At 65.1% G+C, this 18,875-nt stretch carries 19 protein-coding genes; 7 read left to right on the forward strand and 12 right to left on the reverse strand.

The genetic code is table 11. From position 1 onward, the window contains the following. Positions 1-59: 59 nt before the first annotated feature. From B0G57_RS02185 to B0G57_RS02215, 7 genes are all read right to left on the reverse strand, one after another. Positions 60-725 (reverse strand): hypothetical protein, encoded by a 666-nt coding sequence (locus tag B0G57_RS02185; protein WP_018438945.1) that lies wholly within the window; start codon positions 723-725, stop codon positions 60-62. Between the two features lie 353 nt (positions 726-1,078). Next, a complete protein-coding gene (locus B0G57_RS02190) occupies positions 1,079-1,309 on the reverse strand; it encodes a sulfurtransferase TusA family protein (protein WP_018438946.1) in 231 nt (76 codons plus the stop codon). A 139-nt stretch (positions 1,310-1,448) separates the two neighbouring features. Next, positions 1,449-1,739, reverse strand: coding sequence for a BrnA antitoxin family protein (locus tag B0G57_RS02195; protein WP_018438947.1), 291 nt, complete (start codon positions 1,737-1,739; stop codon positions 1,449-1,451). Further along, entirely contained in the window at positions 1,711-2,067 is a 357-nt protein-coding gene (locus B0G57_RS02200; protein ID WP_324603236.1) for a BrnT family toxin, read from the reverse strand. Before B0G57_RS02200 ends, B0G57_RS02195 begins: the two co-directional genes overlap by 29 nt. A 35-nt stretch (positions 2,068-2,102) precedes the next feature. Beyond that, on the reverse strand, positions 2,103-3,188 hold the full coding sequence (locus tag B0G57_RS02205; protein ID WP_018438948.1) for a Gfo/Idh/MocA family oxidoreductase: 1,086 nt from the start codon (positions 3,186-3,188) through the stop codon (positions 2,103-2,105). Positions 3,189-3,233: 45 nt separating this feature from the next. Beyond that, positions 3,234-4,253 carry an inositol 2-dehydrogenase gene (iolG, locus tag B0G57_RS02210; RefSeq protein ID WP_026229348.1) on the reverse strand — a complete coding sequence of 340 codons (1,020 nt, stop codon included), beginning with the start codon at positions 4,251-4,253 and terminating at the stop codon, positions 3,234-3,236. Continuing rightward, on the reverse strand, positions 4,246-5,127 hold the full coding sequence (locus B0G57_RS02215) for a MurR/RpiR family transcriptional regulator (protein WP_018438950.1): 882 nt from the start codon (positions 5,125-5,127) through the stop codon (positions 4,246-4,248). Before B0G57_RS02215 ends, iolG begins: the two co-directional genes overlap by 8 nt. Before the next feature lie 323 nt (positions 5,128-5,450). Between B0G57_RS02215 and B0G57_RS02220 the strand changes: the two genes are divergently transcribed. From B0G57_RS02220 to iolB, 7 genes are all read left to right on the forward strand, one after another. After that, entirely contained in the window at positions 5,451-6,509 is a 1,059-nt protein-coding gene (locus B0G57_RS02220) for a sugar ABC transporter substrate-binding protein (protein ID WP_018438952.1), read from the forward strand. A gap of 127 nt (positions 6,510-6,636) precedes the next feature. After that, positions 6,637-7,815 carry an ABC transporter permease gene (locus B0G57_RS02225; protein ID WP_018438953.1) on the forward strand — a complete coding sequence of 393 codons (1,179 nt, stop codon included), beginning with the start codon at positions 6,637-6,639 and terminating at the stop codon, positions 7,813-7,815. A 38-nt stretch (positions 7,816-7,853) separates the two neighbouring features. Beyond that, positions 7,854-8,708, forward strand: coding sequence for an ATP-binding cassette domain-containing protein (locus tag B0G57_RS02230; RefSeq protein WP_018438954.1), 855 nt, complete (start codon positions 7,854-7,856; stop codon positions 8,706-8,708). Between the two features lie 43 nt (positions 8,709-8,751). Then, complete coding sequence (locus B0G57_RS02235; protein WP_018438955.1) at positions 8,752-10,773, forward strand: bifunctional 5-dehydro-2-deoxygluconokinase/5-dehydro-2-deoxyphosphogluconate aldolase; 2,022 nt, start codon at positions 8,752-8,754, stop codon at positions 10,771-10,773. After that, positions 10,770-12,701, forward strand: a complete 1,932-nt coding sequence (gene iolD, locus B0G57_RS02240; protein ID WP_051089964.1) for a 3D-(3,5/4)-trihydroxycyclohexane-1,2-dione acylhydrolase (decyclizing) — start codon at positions 10,770-10,772, stop codon at positions 12,699-12,701. Before B0G57_RS02235 ends, iolD begins: the two co-directional genes overlap by 4 nt. A 66-nt stretch (positions 12,702-12,767) precedes the next feature. Beyond that, on the forward strand, positions 12,768-13,691 hold the full coding sequence (gene iolE, locus B0G57_RS02245; protein WP_018438957.1) for a myo-inosose-2 dehydratase: 924 nt from the start codon (positions 12,768-12,770) through the stop codon (positions 13,689-13,691). Then, complete coding sequence (gene iolB, locus B0G57_RS02250; RefSeq protein WP_018438958.1) at positions 13,688-14,491, forward strand: 5-deoxy-glucuronate isomerase; 804 nt, start codon at positions 13,688-13,690, stop codon at positions 14,489-14,491. Before iolE ends, iolB begins: the two co-directional genes overlap by 4 nt. A gap of 5 nt (positions 14,492-14,496) precedes the next feature. On the opposite strand, the gene B0G57_RS02255 is transcribed toward iolB, so the two are convergent. The 5 genes from B0G57_RS02255 to B0G57_RS02275 form a co-directional block, all read right to left on the reverse strand. Then, on the reverse strand, positions 14,497-14,916 hold the full coding sequence (locus tag B0G57_RS02255) for a hypothetical protein (protein WP_018438959.1): 420 nt from the start codon (positions 14,914-14,916) through the stop codon (positions 14,497-14,499). Between the two features lie 234 nt (positions 14,917-15,150). After that, positions 15,151-15,876, reverse strand: a complete 726-nt coding sequence (locus B0G57_RS02260; protein WP_018438960.1) for an ABC transporter ATP-binding protein — start codon at positions 15,874-15,876, stop codon at positions 15,151-15,153. Further along, positions 15,873-16,667, reverse strand: a complete 795-nt coding sequence (locus B0G57_RS02265) for an ABC transporter ATP-binding protein (RefSeq protein ID WP_018438961.1) — start codon at positions 16,665-16,667, stop codon at positions 15,873-15,875. Before B0G57_RS02265 ends, B0G57_RS02260 begins: the two co-directional genes overlap by 4 nt. Then, entirely contained in the window at positions 16,664-17,929 is a 1,266-nt protein-coding gene (locus B0G57_RS02270) for a branched-chain amino acid ABC transporter permease (RefSeq protein ID WP_018438962.1), read from the reverse strand. Before B0G57_RS02270 ends, B0G57_RS02265 begins: the two co-directional genes overlap by 4 nt. Next, positions 17,922-18,869, reverse strand: a complete 948-nt coding sequence (locus tag B0G57_RS02275; RefSeq protein ID WP_018438963.1) for a branched-chain amino acid ABC transporter permease — start codon at positions 18,867-18,869, stop codon at positions 17,922-17,924. The genes B0G57_RS02270 and B0G57_RS02275 overlap by 8 nt, the downstream gene beginning before the upstream one ends. Positions 18,870-18,875: the final 6 nt, after the last annotated feature.

Raw genomic sequence — 18,875 nt, forward strand, 5'->3', positions numbered from 1 at the left:
GGGCGCTCGAGCGTGACTCGCATCACTGAACGCTCGAGCGAAAGACGAACGGCGCGCGCTTAGAATCGATAGGTCACGCCGACCTTCACGATCGGATAAATGTGGTACCGCTGGACCTTGTTGCGCAGGTCCTGCTCTTCCGCATCGACGTTCGCCTGTCCCGCCGCCGTCGCGATCGTGGCGGGCACATCGAAGTCCACATGCGGCTTGCCATAGGCGATACCCGCATCGAAGAACATTCCCCACCCTCTCGTCGCACGCGGCGAATGCCCGAAGCCTAGGCCGATGTAAGGCCGCAGCGTCGGAAAGGTCGCCTTCGCATGAATCTGCTGGCCTTGCGCCGAAACGGTCTGCCCGTTGATCGTATAGGTGCCCGACATGGCCTGTGCCGTCGCGTCGACGTTATCGCCGCCGATCAGCACGCCCGCGGTGAGCCGGAACGGTACCACGCTCGGGGCCGGAAAGAAGTCGGCATAAAGTCCGGCGTGATAGAGAGTGAGCGTCGCATCGTAGTGCAGATCGCCTGCATTGAAGCTGTGCGAGAGTGCGAAGCCGTTGAACTCCGCGCGGGCGTTGAACATCGAGCTCAGCACATGGCCGTAGCCGATACCCACGCCCTCGGTGCCGACCTGCCCATAAATTTCCTGCGTCACCTGCGCGTGCGCAACCGACGCGCTTGCCAACGCCACCACCCCAGCGGCAACGGCACCCATCCACTTCTTCATTGGTCGTTTCCTTGATCTTGATGGATCGTGCGCCACGGCGTGATGCCGGGCGCCGGTCGTGAGCACCGGTCGTGCGCACCGGTCGTGCGCACCGATCGCGGATCACCCGCGGCACCGCGTAAGCGGGTGCATCTCGGCAGACGGCGCCCAAAGCCCGTTAACGGCCGGTGCAACGCCAGCTTTAACGGGACCGTATCCGCGCGAAGGGAATTTCCCGGACGATTCGAATGAGGGAGCCCCGGAAAGGGCGCTCCGACCTGGGCCGAGCTTGGTTTGGGAAATCGACTGGAAGCCGCGCGGACGTCGGTCGCTACCGGAGCATCCGCGCGGGCCGAAGGGGTGCCTGGCCGCGGTCAGCGACGACGCATGAGAAAGACGAACGTCTTGTCGGACGTAGTCGAGCTCTCGACAATTTCGTTGCCCGTTTGCTTGGCAAACGCCGCAAAGTCGCGCTGAGAGCCCGGATCGGTAGCGAGCACCTTCAGGATTTGGCCGCTTTGCATGTCGGCGAGCGCTTTTTTGGCGCGCAGAATCGGCAGCGGGCAGTTGAGTCCGCGCGCATCGACTTCCTTGTGAATTTCCATCGGCGATCGACCTTCGAGGAGAGACTTGCCGCTGCACCGAAAACTGACGGTTGGCGCGGTAAGAACGAACCGTTAATTTTACCGCAGGCACGTGCACCGCGCCGGCACAGCTGGCCGGCCGCTCACGGAACAGCTCAGATCAACCCTCCGAGGGGCGCAGGCGATGCGTCCGGAGCCAATCATGCAGTGCGTCGTTCATCCGCGTTTGCCAACCTTCACCGCTCGCGCGAAAGCGCTCGATGATGTCCGCGTCATATCGGATCGTCACGGAGACCTTCGGGTTGGCGAGCTTAGGCCGTCCGCCGCGCGGCTTCATTTGAGCGAATTCCTCGTCGGATGGGATGTACGTGTCCGGGTCTTCTGCGATGCCGCGCAAGATCGCAGCGTCTTCTTCTGGGGTGTTACGAATTAGCTTGCGTTGCGTGCTCATAGCGATCAATCTCCCTGTTGCTGGCTCTGCGTAGGCTGATTACCCGAAATGTGCAGCCTCGCTGAGTGAACACGATGCAGTGCACCCGGCCATCGATCGGGTAGTAGCCAACCTCCCGCAGTTCGCCATAATCGCGTCGGCAGTCTGGTCTAGACCAAACTGCCGAGCAATCGATGACCTCAGCGAGCGACAGTGGAACACCATGCTTGCGCCGGTTGGCCTCGCTCTTTCGTTCGTCAAACTCGACATTTATGATGTTACCGTAGTTACAAAAACCCGTAAAGGTACGAGTTCCGAAACTACGCGAGTCGCAGAACGACGTGTGCAGCCCTGCGCGCGTCTAAGACGAATTAACTGGAATGACTAGAGTGCGATCGGCTGACCGCTAGCCAGCGCCTCGCGCAGCGCGCGGCCGATACGGGTCGCCTCGAGCGCGTCGGCCAGCGTCGCGCCAATTTGCGCATCGTCGTGAGGGAGATTCGCGCCGCCTGCCTGCACTTGTGCCTTCTGCCGGCGCTGCCGGACCGATTCCACGAACGCCTGCGCCTCGCGCAGGAACGCCTCCTCGAAGCGCTCGAAGAACGTCGGTGTGCACTCGTTCCTGATCCCGTCGGCATCGTAGATATCGACGCGGTTCGCCCGCGGATAATGGCCGATCGCCAGCGCCCCCGCCGTACCGATCACCTCACTGTGCGTATCGTTGCCGTGCGCCATCGTCCGTGACGCATAGAACACGGCGAGCCGCCCGCCCTCGAACTCGACCACCGCGACGCCATTATCGACATCGCCACACTCGCGCAGTCCCTCGTGCAAAGCGATCGTCCCGGTTGCATAGACGCGCGTGGCGCGCGCATTGCCGAAGAACCAGCGCGCCACGTCGATGTCATGAACGGTGCAGTCGAGAAAGATGCCGCCCGAAGTCGGCGCGAAACGGACGAAGAATCCTTCCGGATCGTTCTTGTCCGTCGTTTGCGAGCGGATCATGAACGGCCGCCCGATCGCGCCGGCGGCCATCTTCTCGTAGGCATCGACATAGCTCGGATCGAAACGGCGCATGAAACCGATCGTCGCCTGCAAATGCGGATATTCGCGCGCGACGGCAAGCACACGTTCGCATTCGGCGACGTCGAGCGAAAGCGGCTTCTCGCAGAACACATGCTTGCCCGCGCGCAAAGCCGCCACGATCTGCTCCGCATGGAGAGACGACGGTGTGACGAGCCAGACCGCATCGATGTCGCGATCGGCCAGCAACGCTTCGTACTCCTCATAAATGCGCGGCTCCGGCAGTGCCTCGCGCGCCCATGTGCGCTCCTCGTCGACCGGACTGCATGCCGCGGCGAGCACCGCGCCCGGCACACGGTACGCAATATTCATCGCATGCCGCTTGCCCAGGCGGCCGAGCCCCACCACGCCGATTCGCACGGGCGCGCGCTTGGCTGACGTCGTCATCGTCTCACTCCTCGTCTTGTCTCTCGCCTTCCGGCGCGATGGATCTCAAGCCCCTTCGCCGATTCGCAAGGCGCGTCCTTCGCGCCACGAACGCGTCGCCGCTTCGGCAAGCTCGAGCGCCTTGACGCCATCGGCGATCGTCGTCCGCACGGGCGTGCCGCGCGTCACCGCCTCGAAGAAGTGCGCGATCTCGTGCGCATAGGCCGCGCGATAACGCTCCAGGAAGAAGGGCTCGGGTACATCGGTGGAGACCGCCTTCGCCGAATACGCCGTCACCTCGGTGGGCCGCACGTTCCCGGCCTGCAGCATTCCGGCGCTGCCGAGTACCTCGAACCGCTGGTCGTAACCATAGGCGGCGCGGCGCGTCGTATTGATCTGGCAGAGGCGTCCGCGCTTCGTGCGGATCGTGACCGCCGTCGAGTCGACGTCTCCGGCCTCCGCAATGGACGGATCCGTCAGACAACTACCCGTCGCATGGATGGTCTCGGCTTCGTCGTCGAGAATCCAACGGAAAATGTCGAAGTCGTGAATCAGCATGTCCTTGAAAATGCCGCCCGAGCGCTTGATGTATTCGACGGGCGGCGCGCCCGGATCGCGGCTCGTGACGACGAGCATCTCAGGCGTGCCGATTTCACCTGCATCGAGCCGGGCCTTGACGGCCGCGAAGGTTGGATCGAAACGGCGCTGAAAGCCGATCATGCAGACCACTCCGGCGCGCTCGACAGCCTGCGCACACGCTTGGGCGCGCGCCACGGTCAGGTCGGCGGGCTTTTCGCAGAAAACGTGCTTGCCGACGGTCGCGGAACGCTCGATGAGATCGGCATGCGTATCGGTGCTCGAGCAAATGACGCTCGCGCCAACCGCGCGGTCGGCGAGCGCAACGTCGGCCTCGACCGCTTCGGCGCCGTGCTCGCGAGCCAGCGCTTCGGCCGCTTCGCGGTTGACGTCGACGACGTACTTGAGCCGCACGCCGGGCTGCCGCGCGAGATTGCCTGCATGAATGCGGCCGATGCGGCCGGCGCCGAACACCACGACGTCCATCGCGCCGTGTCCCTTCTCAGTCATCGTATCCTCCGGTGTCCTTGGACTCTTCAACTTTGAGTTCGAGCCTGTACGCCAATGCGATAAAGAGCGCCTGGCACAGGCAAATCGTGCTCGTCAGCGCGCGAAACGCAAACGCGCTGCCTTCCTTCACGAACAGCGGCGCGCTTGCGTAGCGCACGAGCGGCGACAGGCGGCTGTCCGTGATGACGAGCGTCTGCGCCTGGTGATGATGGGCGAGACGCACGCAGAACTGCGTCTCGCGGCCATAAGGTTCAAAGCTGATGGCGATGACGACGTCGCCCTTTTTCACGCTGCGGATCTGCTCGCGATACATGCCGCCGAAGCCCGAGACGAGATGCACGCGCTTGGCCGTGTGCTGGAGTGCGTAGGCGATGTAGCTCGCCACCGCGAACGAGCGCCGCACGCCGACCACATAGATGTTTTCGGCTTGCTCGAGCATCGTCACGGCTTGGTCGAACAGCTCGTCGTCGAGCGATGAATCGAGTTCGTCGAGGCCGTTCTTGCACGCGACGATGAACTCGCGCGCGACGGCGCGACCTGAAAGGCGTCCCGGCTTGTCGTCGATGAGCTTGCGGATGCGCTGCTTATAGGTCTGCCCCGATGGGCTCTGCCCCGTATATGCCTGCTTGAAGACGGCCTGCAGGTCCGAGAAGCCGGAGAAGCCGAAGCGCTGCGCAAACCGCACGACGGCGGACGGGTGCACGCCGCAACTCGCCGCGATGTCGCTCGTGCGGTCCACCATCACGCTCGAGCGATGCTGCTCCAGATACGAGGCGACGCTCTTCAACTGACGCGGCAGCGACTCGTAGGAATCGGCGACACGCTGCATCAGTTCGTCGACGCTCGGTAACTCGTCGGTGCTGTCTTCCTGCATGGCTTCCCTTCCTCGTCGTTCCCTGCCAGTCCGCTCGCGCCTGGGCGTTCGAGCTGATATGCCGCCATCGTTCCCGCCATTGCGTTTACGGTCGCGCTCGCCGCGCGATGCGCTTCGGACCGCGCGGCAAGCCGCTCATGCGAGAAGCGATTGATGCCGATTATAGGCAACGGCACGACGAAATGGAATGGATTTTCCATTTCTTTCAGCGATGAAATTTTCTTTGCAATTCGCCGGAAGTTCGCCTACTCTTTCCGTGAACGGCTCACCTACCGTTTCACCGTGCCGTTCGAGACAACATAACTTCCAACAGGTGGAGACAAATGAGACTTGGCAACCGCAAGGCCGCGCTGAAGACGCTCGCCGCAACGCTCGTTTCGGGGCTCGCACTCGCATTCGGCCCGTTCGCCGCACCGGCCGCGCAAGCTGCCGACGCGCACTTCGTCCTGATCAGCCACGCGCCCGATTCCGATTCGTGGTGGAACACGATCAAGAATGCGATCAAGCAGGCCGACGAGGACTTCAATGTTCAGACCGATTACCGGAACCCGCCGAACGGCGATCTTTCGGATATGTCGCGACTGATTGAGCAAGCCGCCGCGCGCAACTATGACGGCGTGATCGTGACGATCGCCGATTACGACGTGCTGAAAAGCGCGATCAAGAAGGTGACGGACAAGCACATCCCGCTCGTGACGATCAACTCGGGCACCGAGAAGCAGAGCAAGGAGCTCGGCGCCATCATGCACATCGGCCAGCCCGAATATGCTGCCGGTCATGCGGCCGGAGAGAAGGCGAAGGCGGCCGGCGTGAAGTCGTTCCTCTGCGTCAACCACTACGCGACGAACCCGGCATCGTTCGAGCGTTGCCGCGGCTTTGCGGAGGCACTCGGCGTCGACTTCAAGAGCTCGACCCTCGATGCGGGCACGGACCCGACGGGCATCCAGACGAAGGTCGAAGCCTATCTGCGCAACCACCCGGACACGGGCGGCGTCCTGGCGCTCGGGCCGAATTCGGCGGAGCCGACGATCAAGGCGCTCAAGAACATGGGCAAGGCCGGCAAGATCTGGTTCGCGACGTTCGACTTCTCGGATGACATCGCGAAGGGCATTCAGGATGGCACGATCCAGTTCGCGATCGACCAGCAGCCGTACCTGCAAGGCTATATCCCCGTCGCCGTCCTCGCGATCGTGAAGAAGGACCACGTGACGGACCCGGCCAAGATCGAAAAGATTCTGCAAGGCAACGAGAAATTCAAGAAGCGCCTTGCGGAGTATGGGCTCCAGCCCGTCTATGACCCGACGACGATCCGCTCGGGCCCCGGCTTCATCACGAAGGACAACATCGACAAAGTCGTCAAATTCGCCGGCCAGTACCGCTGAAGCAGCAAGCAGGCAGCCATGCTTGCCCGCCAGGCGTAGTTTCAACTTTGAACCAGCTTTAGCGCGGCGAGGACCGGGCGGCCGGGGAGCGCCTCTTCCGGTTCGCCGCGCGCTTAGGAGACATTCGATGGGCGTCGTCGACCACTTCCACCACGGCAACGTGAGCAAGCCCGAGCAGTCGAGCCCCCCGGCGGGCAGCGTGCCTGCCGTCCCAACCGCCGCCGACGAGCGCTTGCGCCGCGAATCGTGGTTCAAGCACCTGCTCGGCCGACCCGAGTTCGCGGCGCTCGCCGGCACGGTCATGGTCTTCATCGTCTTCGCGATCGGCGCGGGCGATTCGGGCATGTTCAACCTCGACGGGATCATGAACTGGTCGCAGGTCGCGGCCTATCTCGGCATCCTCGCCGTCGGCGCGTGCCTGCTCATGATCGCGGGCGAGTTCGATCTATCGATCGGCTCGATGATCGGCTTCGCGGGAATGATGGTCGCGCTGCCGACGATGTATTTTCACTGGCCGATCGAGCTCGCGATTCTCTTCGCGTTCGCCGGGTCGATGGCGCTCGGCGCGCTGAACGGCTACCTCGTCATGCGCACGAGACTGCCCTCGTTCATCGTGACGCTCGCGTTCCTTTTCATTCTGCGCGGACTCACGCTCGCCCTCTCGGTCATGTTCGCCGACCGCACGATCATTTCGGGTGTCGGCGACGTGGCCGCGAAGAGCGCCCTCGCCCATGCGCTGTTCCAAGGCGTCGCCTTTCACGGCTTTTTCACGTGGCTCGGCCACATCGGTCTCGTCAAGCTGCTCGACAACGGCCAGCCGCTCGTGCCGGGCGTGCCGAAGGTCATCGTCTGGTGGTTCGCGCTCGCCGCGATCGGCGCCTTCACGCTCGCCAAGACCCGCTTCGGCAACTGGATCTTCGCGGTGGGCGGCGATGCGAATGCCGCGAAGAACGTCGGTGTGCCCGTCAAGAGCGTCAAGATCCGCCTCTTCGTGCTGACCGCATTCTGCTCGTGCCTGTTCGCCGTTCTGCAAGTTTGCGACATCGGCTCGGCCGCCGCGGACCGCGGACTGCAAAAGGAGTTCGAGGCGATCATCGCGGCCGTCATCGGCGGCACGCTGCTCACGGGCGGCTATGGCTCCGTCGTCGGCGCGTCCTTCGGCGCGCTGATCTTCGGCGTCGTGCAGATCGGCATCAGCTACACGAACATCGACTCGGACTGGTTCCGCGTCTTCCTCGGCATCATGCTGCTCTTCGCCGTGCTCTTCAATCACTACGTCCGCAGCCGCGTGGCGGCCTCGCGCTAAACGCCGAACGTTGAACGTCGAACGTAACGGAGAACATCATGACCACCACCGTACCGAACACAGAATCCGCGAAAGAGGTGAAGACGTCGGTCGAAGCCGTGCCTGAACAAGCCGACTACATCCTCGCCCTCGAGAGCGTCAGCCGCTATTTCGGCAACGTGATTGCATTGAAAGATGTGACGCTGCGGCTGCGCCGCGGTGAAGTGCATTGCCTGCTCGGGGACAACGGCGCGGGCAAATCGACACTGATCAAGACGCTCGCCGGCGTCCATCAGCCGAGCGAAGGCGCCTACCTCGTCGACGGCGAGCCCGTGCATTTCGCGTCGCCCAAAGACGCGCTCGATCGCGGCATCGCCACCGTTTATCAGGACCTCGCGCTGGTGCCGCTGCTGTCGGTCGCGCGCAACTTCTTCATGGGCCGCGAGCCGCAAAAGAAGCGCTTCGGCCTCGTCAACGTCATGGACATCGAGACGGCCGCGACGACGGCGCGCGACAAGCTGGCCGAAATGGGCATTCACGTGCGCGACGCGAACCAGCCGATCGGCACGATGTCGGGCGGCGAGCGTCAATGCCTCGCGATCGCGCGCGCGATCCATTTCGGCGCACGCGTGCTGATCCTCGACGAGCCGACGGCCGCGCTCGGCGTCAAGCAAAGCTTCAATGTGCTGAAGCTGATTCATAAGGCGCGCGAGCGCGGCATCTCGGTCATCTTCATCACGCACAACGTCCATCACGCCTACCCGATCGGCGACTCGTTCACGCTGCTCAACCGCGGACGCTCGATGGGCACGTTCACGAAGGAAACGATCAGCAAGGACGCCGTGCTCGACATGATGGCCGGCGGCGCCGAGATGCAAAAGATGATCGCCGAGCTCGACGGCGCCACGATTTGACGCTTCGGCGCGATAAAAGCATACCGCTTACTCAGGACTTTCCATGGCTGCTTCCCACGACTCCCCTGCCGGTGCGACCCCCAACGCGAGCCGCTTCGCGCCCAACCGGACGCGCGACATCATCTGCCTAGGGCGGCTCGCCGTCGATCTCTACGCAGAGCAGATCGGCGCGCGCCTCGAAGACGTCTCGAGCTTCGCGAAGTACCTGGGCGGCTCCTCGGCGAACATCGCGTTCGGCTGCGCGCGCCTGGGGCTCGCCTCGGCGATGCTCGCGCGCGTCGGCAACGATCACATGGGCCGCTTCCTCACCGAAACGCTCACGCAAGAAGGCTGCGACGTGAGCCATACACGCATCGATCCGGACCGCCTGACCGCCCTCGTCCTGCTCGGCATCAAGGACCGCGATACGTTCCCGCTCATCTTCTATCGCGAGAATTGCGCCGATATGGCGATCGACGAAAGCGACTTCGACGAAGCGTTCATCGCCTCGAGCAAGGCGCTCTTGATCACAGGCACGCACTTCTCCACCGAGCGCGTGAACCGCGCAAGCCGCCGGGCACTGGAATACGCGCGCCGCAATCAGGTGCGCACGGTGCTCGACATCGACTATCGCCCCGTGCTCTGGGGCCTGACCGGAAAGGCCGACGGCGAAACGCGCTTCGTCGCGAGCGAAAGCGTGACCGCGCACCTGCAGGGCATCTTGCCGCTCTTCGATCTCGTGATCGGTACCGAGGAAGAGTTTCGCATCGCGGGCGGCAAGCACGAACTCATCGATGCGCTGGCGATGGTGCGCGCGGTGACGAGCGCAACGCTCGTCGTCAAGCGCGGGCCGCTGGGCTGCACGATCATCGACGGCAGGGTGCCCGCCTCCATCGACGACGCACCGACCTATCGCGGCGTCGAAGTGGAAGTGCTCAACGTGCTCGGCGCCGGCGATGCGTTCGCGTCCGGGTTTCTTTCCGAGTGGCTGCGTGACGCGCCGCTCGAGCGTTGCGCGCATACCGCCAACATCTGCGGCGCGCTCGTCGTCTCGCGGCATGGCTGCGCGCCGGCCATGCCGACACCGGCCGAGCTCGATTACTTCCGCGCGGCGGCCGAGCGCGATCCGCTCAAGATGCGCAGGCCTGATCGCGATGCAACGCTCGCGCGCCTGCATCGCGTGAGCGTGAAGCGCCGTGTTTGGGACGAAGTGCTCGGGTTCGCATTCGATCATCGCAATCAGTTCTTCGAGCTCGCGCAACAAACGGGCGCGAGCGAAGACCGGATTTCGCGGCTGAAGCAACTCTTCGTGGAAGCCGTCGGCGAAACCGAACGCTCGCTGGGTCTCGAAGGCCGCATCGGCGTCCTCATCGACGATCGCTACGGCCAGGACGCGCTCAATGCCGCCACGGGCCGCGGATGGTGGATCGGCAGACCCGTCGAGTTGCCGGGCTCGATGCCGCTCGTCTTCGATCACGGCCGTTCGATCGGCACGACGCTTGCCAGCTGGCCGCGCGATCATGTCGTCAAGTGCCTCGTTCACTATCACCCCGATCACCCGCTCGAGGAACGGCTCGAGCAGGAAGCGCAGCTGCGCGCGCTTTACGACACCGTCCAGGCAAGCGGCCACGAACTCCTGCTCGAGGTCATCCCGCCGAAGCGGCCCTCGTTGCCCGATGCGCCGGACACCGTCTATCGCGCGCTGAAGCGGCTCTATAACCTCGGTATCCAGCCGGAATGGTGGAAGCTCGCGCCGATGGAGTCTCAGCAGTGGAAAGCGATCGATGCGCTGATTGCGGAACGCGATCCGTATTGTCGCGGTGTGGTGCTGCTTGGGCTGTCCGCCGCTGTCGATCAGTTGAGCGAGGGCTTCCGGGCAGCGGCCGCATCGACGACCTGCAAGGGCTTCACCGTCGGCCGTACGATTTTTCATGAGCCGAGCCGCGCGTGGCTTGCCGGCGAGATCGACGACAAAGAGGTCGTCGCCAGCGTGCGCGGCACGTTCGAAACGCTGATAGGCGCATGGCGCGCGGCGCGCGCGGGCACGCCGCCGCACTCCGCCAGCGCCCGCAAGGAGGCAGCATGAACGGTCCAGCCATCTCCGTGAGGGAGGGCACCACAAGCGTGGCGGCGGCGGGCACCACGGTCCGCCTGACGGCGGCGCAGGCGCTCGTCCGCTATCTCGCCGCGCAGCGCGTCGCGCTCGGCGACTGCAGCGGCGCCTCAGAGACGGTCTCCCTCTTCGGCGGCGTGTTCGCGATCTTCGGCCATGGCAACGTTGCCGGCCTCGGCGAGGCGCTCTATCAACATCGCGAAGTGCTGCCGACCCTGCGCGCGCACAACGAGCAGGCGATGGCGCACGCTGCGATCGCGTACGCAAAGGCGCATTTCAGGCGGCGCATGATGGCCGTGACGACTTCGATCGGCCCGGGCGCGACCAATCTCGTGACAGCCGCGGCGCTCGCGCACGTGAACCGCCTGCCGGTCCTGCTGCTGCCGGGCGACATCTTCGTCTCGCGCGCGCCGGATCCGGTCCTGCAGCAAGTCGAGGACTTTCAGGACGGCGGCATTTCGGCGAACGATACGCTGAAGCCTGTCTCGCGCTATTTCGATCGTATCGTCCACCCGGCGCAACTCTTGACGGCGCTGCCGCGCGCGCTGCGCGTGCTGACCGATGCCGCGCTGTGCGGCCCTGTCACGCTCGCCATGCCGCAGGACGTCCAGACGATGGCGTTCGACTATCCCGTCGAGTTCTTCGAAACACGCGTCGCCCATTTCGCGGCTCCCGCGCCGAGCCCGGTCGAGCTCGATGTCGCCGTCGAGCGCCTCGCGCGCGCCTCGCGCCCCATGATCGTCGCGGGCGGCGGCGTCCTCTATAGCGAAGGCGCCACGCGAGCGCTGCGCGAGTTCGCCGAGCGCCACGGTGTGCCGGTCGGCGAAACGCAGGCCGGCAAAGGTGCGCTCCCGTGGGATCATCCGCTCAACGTCGGTGCGGTCGGCGTGACGGGCTCGAGCGCGGCGAACGCGCTCGCGCATGACGCCGATTGCGTGCTCGCGATCGGTACGCGGTTGCAGGATTTCACGACGGGCTCGAATACGCTGTTTGCGCACGCCGATGTCGTTTGCGTCAACGCGAACCTGTTCGACGGTATCAAGCATCGCGCGCTTCCCGTCGTGGCTGACGCGTGCGCCGCGCTCGATGCGCTGAGCGCCTGTCTTGCCGATTGGACCGCGAGCGATGCGTGGGCCGAGCGGGCGCGCACGCTCGCGATCGATTGGCGCGAGACGGTGCGACGCCGCACCCATGCGGAGCCGCAACCGGGCAACCTGCCTTATGACGCCGACGTGATCGGCGCAATCCAGCGCTCGGCGGCACGCTCGCCCGAGAACGACATCGTCGTCTGCGCGGCGGGCACGCTGCCCGCCGAGCTCCACAAGCTCTGGCGCGCGGGCCGCCCCGGGGCCTACCACGTCGAATACGGCTACTCGTGCATGGGCTACGAGATCGCGGGCGGCTTGGGCGCCAAGCTCGCGCGGCCCGAGCGCGAGGTCGTCGTAGTCGTCGGCGACGGCAGCTATCTGATGATGAATAGCGAGATCGCCACATCGGTCATGCTCGGCGCGAAGCTGATCATCGTCGTGCTCGACAACCGCGGCTACGGCTGCATCAACCGGCTGCAGCAGGCTTGCGGCGGCGCGCCCTTCAACAACCTGCTCGACGATTGTCTGCAAGGCCCGCTCGGCGCGCCCGATATCGACTTCGCCGCGCACGCGCGCTCGCTCGGGGCCAACGCCGAGCACGTCGCGAACGTCACCGAGCTCGAGGCCGCGCTTCATCGTGCGCGTGCATCGGACCGGACGAGCGTGCTCGTCATCGATACCGATCCCGCCCGCGCGACCGAGGACGGGGGCTGGTGGTGGGAAGTCGCCGTTCCTGCCGTATCGACGCGCGAACAGGTGCGCGATGCGCGTGCGGCTTACGAAACGAAGGTGGCAGAGCGCAAGCGAGGCTGACGAAAGGCACCGAGCCGCCGCCATGACACCTTACGCAACATCACGTCATTGATTAAAGGATTGAGCATGACCGCCTTCGAAGTCCGCATCGGCATCAACCCGCTGTCGTGGATGAACGACGATCTGCCGTCGCTCGGTGGCGAAACGCCGCCCGAGGTCGCTTTGACCGAGGGGCGTCAGATCGGCTATGCCGGTTTCGAGCTCGGCAACAAGTTCCCGCGCGAACCGCAGGCGCTCAAAACGCTGCTTGCCCAGTACGATCTCGCGCTCGTCTCGGGCTGGTACTCGGGCCGGCTCGCCGAGCGCAGCGCCGAGGAAGAAATCGAAGCCGTGGGCCCGCATCTCGAGTTGCTCGCGAAAAACGGAGCGACCGTCATGGTCTACGGCGAAGTTTCGGGCACGATCCAGGGCTCGCCCGTACCGCTTTTTCAGCGCCCCAGGTTCTTCAACGAGGCGCAATGGGAAAGGTACGCGGAGCGCGTCGACAAGTTCGCGCGTTACACGCTCTCGCAGGGCGTGCGCGTCGCCTATCATCACCACATGGGCGCCTATGTCGAAACGCCGGCCGACGTCGATCAACTGATGCGGCGCACGAGCGAAGCCGTGGGCCTGCTGCTCGACACCGGCCATATCACGTTCGCGGGCGGCGATCCGCTGGCGACGCTCGATGCCCATGCCTCGCGCATCTGCCACGTGCATTGCAAGGACGTGCGCCCGGCTGTCGTCAAGCTCGCGCGCAATCGCGACTGGAGTTTTCTCGAGGCCGTGATCAACGGCGCGTTCACGGTGCCCGGCGACGGGGCCGTCGATTTCGCGGCCGTCATCGACAGGCTGAAGCAGATCGGCTATCGCGGCTGGCTCGTGGTCGAAGCTGAGCAGGACCCGGTCATTGCCGCAAGCTACGAGTATGCGGAAAAGGGCTACCGGACCCTGCGCACGCTCGTCGATGCACCGCTTGCGCAGCGAGAAGCCATCAAGGAGGACGCATGACTCTGCTAGTCAAAGCCCAACGCGAGGGCATGACCATCGCGCGCGTGACACCCGAATCGGCGGGATGGCGGTACGTCGGGTTCGCCGCCTACCGGCTCGGCCGCGACGAACTGCTGTACGTGCACGAAGCCGCGCGTGAAGTCTGCATCGTCGTGCTGACGGGCGCGGTCACGATCGAAGCCGATGGCCAGCGCTTCTCGAGCCTCGGCGCGCGCGACAGCGTGTTCGAGGATGCGGCGCCTTATGCCCTCTATCTGCCGCCGAACGTGCGCGCCACGGTGCGCGCGGAACGCGACGCCGAGCTCGGCGTGGCCAGCGCGCCGGCGGAAGGCCGTTACGGCATGCGCCTCATCGAGCCGTCGCAGATGAAGCGCTCTGTGCGCGGCAAGAGCCTCAATACGCGCTACGTCTGCGATATCCTGCCTCAGACCGAGCCGGCGGAATCGCTGCTCGTCGTCGAGGTGCGCACGCCGGGTGGCCACTCGTCGAGCTACCCGCCGCATAAGCACGACGCCGACAACATTCCGCTCGAGAGCGCCCTCGAAGAGACGTATTACCATCGGCTCGATCCGTCGCAAGGATTCGCCTTCCAGCGCGTATATACGGATTTGCGCGACATCGACGAATCGATGGCGGTCGAGAATCACGACGTCGTGATGGTGCCGCGCGGCTATCATCCTGTCGTCGTGCCGTATGGGTACGACTCGTACTACCTGAACGTCATGGCCGGCCCGCAGCGCGTCTGGCATTTCAAGAACGATCCCGCGCATGATTGGATCATGCAGCGGGATGCGCGTTAGGCGAATTAAAAAGCGAGATTACGCGGCGACTCGCTCACACGGGCATCGACGAACTCGACGTCCATCGACCAGGGCGTCTGGTTCGTCGTCGCGTAGTGAAACGCGGGACGCTTGACCACGTGCTCGTCGCTGACACCGAGCAAGCCTGTTTCCGCGTGCTGTCCGATCGACATCTGATAGGCGCCCGCGGGGCCATAATGGTACCGGCGGCCGTCCGCGAAGATGACGCCCATCATATGCTCATCGCCATTCTCCTGCGGCCCCCATTGGACGCTCACCGTCGCCGATTGCTCGGGGGCCAAACGCTGCGCGCCTTTCGCTCGCCGTCCGTCGACCATCAATTCCTGATCGTCCCAGTTCGGATCCCCCGCGATGAAGACGTCTCGGGTCGAATGGTTAGTGACATGCAACACAGGATCGCTCACGATGCATTTCTCCTTTCAAGGTTGATGGGCGAAACGCGGCCTCGAGACTTGTCGCGCCCATGCTGCCGGCTCCGGCAGCCGAGCGATCCTAGCCGCCCGACCTCTCTCATTGACGGGGTTGCGACAACATTCGGACGATCGGCAATTCCGGGTATTTCACCGGAACGATGTTTTTCGACGATCGCTGAAAGCGCGCGATTCAGTGAGAGCCGGCGCCACGACGCGGCGTGACATTCATTCGCTGCGAGCGACGCCCAACGCGATCCATTCGTCGACGACGCGAGTATCGAGCTCTTCGGCGCTGCCATCGAATACGATTCGTCCGTGCCCCATGACCGCCACGCGGTCGGCGATTTCTTTCGCCGTCGTCAACCGCTGCTCGATCAATATGACTGCGCCGCCCCTCGCTCGCACCCCGGCCAGGCACGCTTGAACCGCCTCGACGGCCTGCGGCGAGAGTCCTTCGGTCGGCTCGTCGACGATCAGCAGGCGCGGCTCGCCCATCAGTGCGCGTGCAAGCGCAAGCAGTTGCTGCTCGCCGCCCGATAGCACGCCCGCGCGCGTCCTGCGGCGCTGCGCGAGCAGCGGGAACCGCGAGTACGCCTCGTCGAGGAAGCGAACCGTGGTCGCCCGCACTGCCCTTCCCGGCTTGACGCCAAGCCGCAGATTTTCGTCGACCGTCAGCGTCGGAAACACATCGCGCTGTTCAGCCACGTAGCCCACCCCTCGCCGGGCGATCTCGAACGTCGGCAACGCGATCGACTCTTCGCCCGCAAACCGAACGGAGCCCGCTCGCCGAAGGAGGCCAGCGACTGCCTTGGCGAATGTCGAACGTCCCGAGCCGTTACGGCCGCACAAGGCGACGATTTCCCCCGCTTCGGCGTGGATATCGACGCCATGCAAAACCTGCGCCTCGCCGTACCAAGCGCGCAAATCGCGCGTCTCCATGAGCGCGCTCATCGCCGATCCCTCATGGGCGTCGCGCCAAGGTAGGCAGCCCGCACCGCCTCGTCCGCACGGATCTCCGCCGGTGTCCCCGTCGCGATGACGCGCCCCGCGACAAGCACGGACACACGGTCCGCGAGAGCGAATACAGCATCCAGATCATGCTCGATCAGCACGAGCGTCTTGTCCGCGCTGACTTCGCGCAACAGCGCGACCGCATGCGCCGCTTCCTCGCGGTTCATGCCGGCGGTCGGCTCGTCGAGCAACAACGTGTGCGCGCCGCTCGCCAGCGCAATGCCGAGATCGAGCCGGCGCTGCGTGCCGTAATCGAGCGTCCCCGCCAAGGCAAATGCGACATGGTTCAGCTCGAGTGCCTCGAGCGCGCGTTGCGCGCATTCCTCGATATCGGGCGAGCGGCTCCACGCGCTCAATAGCGTGAACAATCGCCCAAGCCCCGGCAACCGATCCTGTCGACCACTGCGCCCACACAGCGCCGCGCAGCGAAGGTTGTCGAACACAGTGAGGCTAGCGAAGATCCTCGTAGTCTGAAAACTGCGCCCGAGCCCCATGCGCGCGAGCTCATGAGAACGCTCACCCGTCACATCACGACCTGCGAGCAGGACGCGCCCCGAGCCGGGCCGCAACGCGCCGCCGACCACGTTGAAGAGGGTCGACTTTCCCGCTCCGTTCGGGCCTATCAACGCGCGTCGTTCACCCATTCGAACCGTTAAGTCGACCCCGCGAAGCACTGGCGTCGAGCCGAATCGGCGCGTAACACCCTCGAGCCGCAACGCCTCGCCCGTCATAAAACGTCGCCTCTCCGTGGCAATATTCCGCACGCACAACGTCGGGCAAGGGCCCCGACGCAGCAGAGCGCGGCCGCGACGGCCCACGTTGATGGCGCGGCGATGTCGAACTCAAGTCTACCCAGCGCCCAGACGCCCCCGCTATCGGCCGCCAAACGGCTTGCGTACAGCGTCTCGACCATCAGCACGAGAGCTCCCATCCACGAAATCGCGCAAAGCCCCTGCAGCAAGTAGGCAAACCACAACCGCTGCCAACCGTGCCAGGCGATGCGCGAGCGATGCGCGGCCCAAGATTCGGCGATGCCGTGCGGCGTACACATCACCACCATGACGAACAGGAGCCCGAGATACAGCGACCAGGCGCGCGTCACGCCCGCCAGCATGACGCTGAACACGGACAAAACGAGCGCACCGGCGACAGGCCCGAAGAACGTCGCGGAGCCGCCAATGACGGTCGCGATCAATACGCTCCCCGAGCGTGCCATGCCGACGCCGTCCGCCGACGCGAGCTCCACATCGATGAGCCCGAGCGTACCGGCGACGCCCGCGAAGAAAGACGAAACGACGAACATGGCGTAGCGCAGGCGTCTTGGATCGACACCGAGCGTCGCCACACGCGCCGCGTTGTCACGAACGGCATTCGAGAGGCGCGCCAACGGCGTGCGGGTGAGCGCGAACATGGCGACGACCGACAACAAAGCCCATACCGCAATGACCGCATACGCCTCGCGCGTCGGCCCGAACGTCCAGCCGCCCCAGGCCGGCCCGCTCGCGCGATCGATCGAAACGCCCGCCGCACCGCCGAATCCCGCTGGCAGCGTCAATGCCGCAGCCGACGCAAGCTCCCCGATACCGAGCGTGATCATCGCAAAGGCAGTTCCCGCGCGCCGCGTGGCGACGAAGCCGAACACCGCTCCGAACGCGGCGCCCGCCGCACCGCCCACGAGGGGGAGCCACGGTAGCGCGATGCCGCCACGATTGAACACGTGGGCGGCGACGAACGCGGCGAGCCCCGCATAGGCCGCGTGGCCGAACGATAGTAGACCTGCCTGGCCGAGCAGCAGGTTGTACGAGAGGGCAAGCACAATCATGACGGCACTTTGCGCAAGGAAAGCGAAAAGCGCGCTGTCATGCACGACGAATACCGGCAGGAGGAGATACACGGCGAGGGCGATCCACGGTGCGGCGGCGCTGACTGCGGACGTGAGATCTTCCCCATCGCCGCGATCGATCGGCGCGTCTTCGCGAGCGGGCTTAAGCATCGTCGGCCCGCGTCCCGAGAAGCCCGCCAGGCCGGCAGGCGAGCATTGCCACGAGCAGCAGGTAAGGCGCGAGCGGCGCGATCTGCGATACGCTGAGCGCCGCCCATGCCACGGGCAAGCGCACGCCGAGGGCCGCCGCGAGCCTGCCGAGCGAAAGCGTGCTGCCGACGGCGAACGTCTGCAGGACCCCGATCAGGAGCGACCCGGCGAAGGCTCCGCCGAGCGAGCCGAGACCGCCGACGATCACGACGACGAAGACGATCGAGCCGACCGCTTCCGCCATGCCGGGCTCGACGACGGCCAGCGGTGCCCCGATTACGCCTGCGAGCGCCGCCAGCCCGGTGCCGAGCGCGAAGACGAGCATGCCGATGCGCGGCACATCGTGGCCGAGCGCCTCGACGGCCGCCCGGTGCGTCAGCGCGGCGCGCAACACGAGGCCCGCGCGAGACAAGCGCAAGGCGGCATAGAGCACCGCGAGCGTCGCGACGGAAACGAGCATCACGAAGAGGCGATAGCGCGACAGCGTCGCGCCAGGAAGCAACGGCAGCGCGACGAGAGGGCCGTCGAGCGCGGGAGGTACCGGCGTCGCGAGCACGCCGAGTCCCCAAACGAGCTTGACCGCTTCGGCGAGAAGATAGGCCAGCCCGAACGTCAGCAGCAGTTCATGCAGCGGGCCGTGCGCGCGCACTCGGCGCAGCAGCCGGCGCTCGACGAGCGCGCCGAGCGCCGCCACCGCGAGCGGGGCCACGACGAGCGCAGGCCAAAAGCCGACGCTCGCGGCAAGCGACCAGCCGATATAAGCGCCCAGCATGTAAAAGCTTGCATGCGCGAAGTTCAACACGCCGAGAAAGCTGAAGATCAGCGTCAGCCCCGACGACAGCATGAACAGCAGCAATCCATAGCTGATGCCGTTCAGCGCATCGACGATGAAGGCCTGCATGCGGGC

Origin of the sequence: Trinickia symbiotica (assembly GCF_002934455.1) — a bacterium.
Taxonomy (GTDB): domain Bacteria; phylum Pseudomonadota; class Gammaproteobacteria; order Burkholderiales; family Burkholderiaceae; genus Trinickia; species Trinickia symbiotica.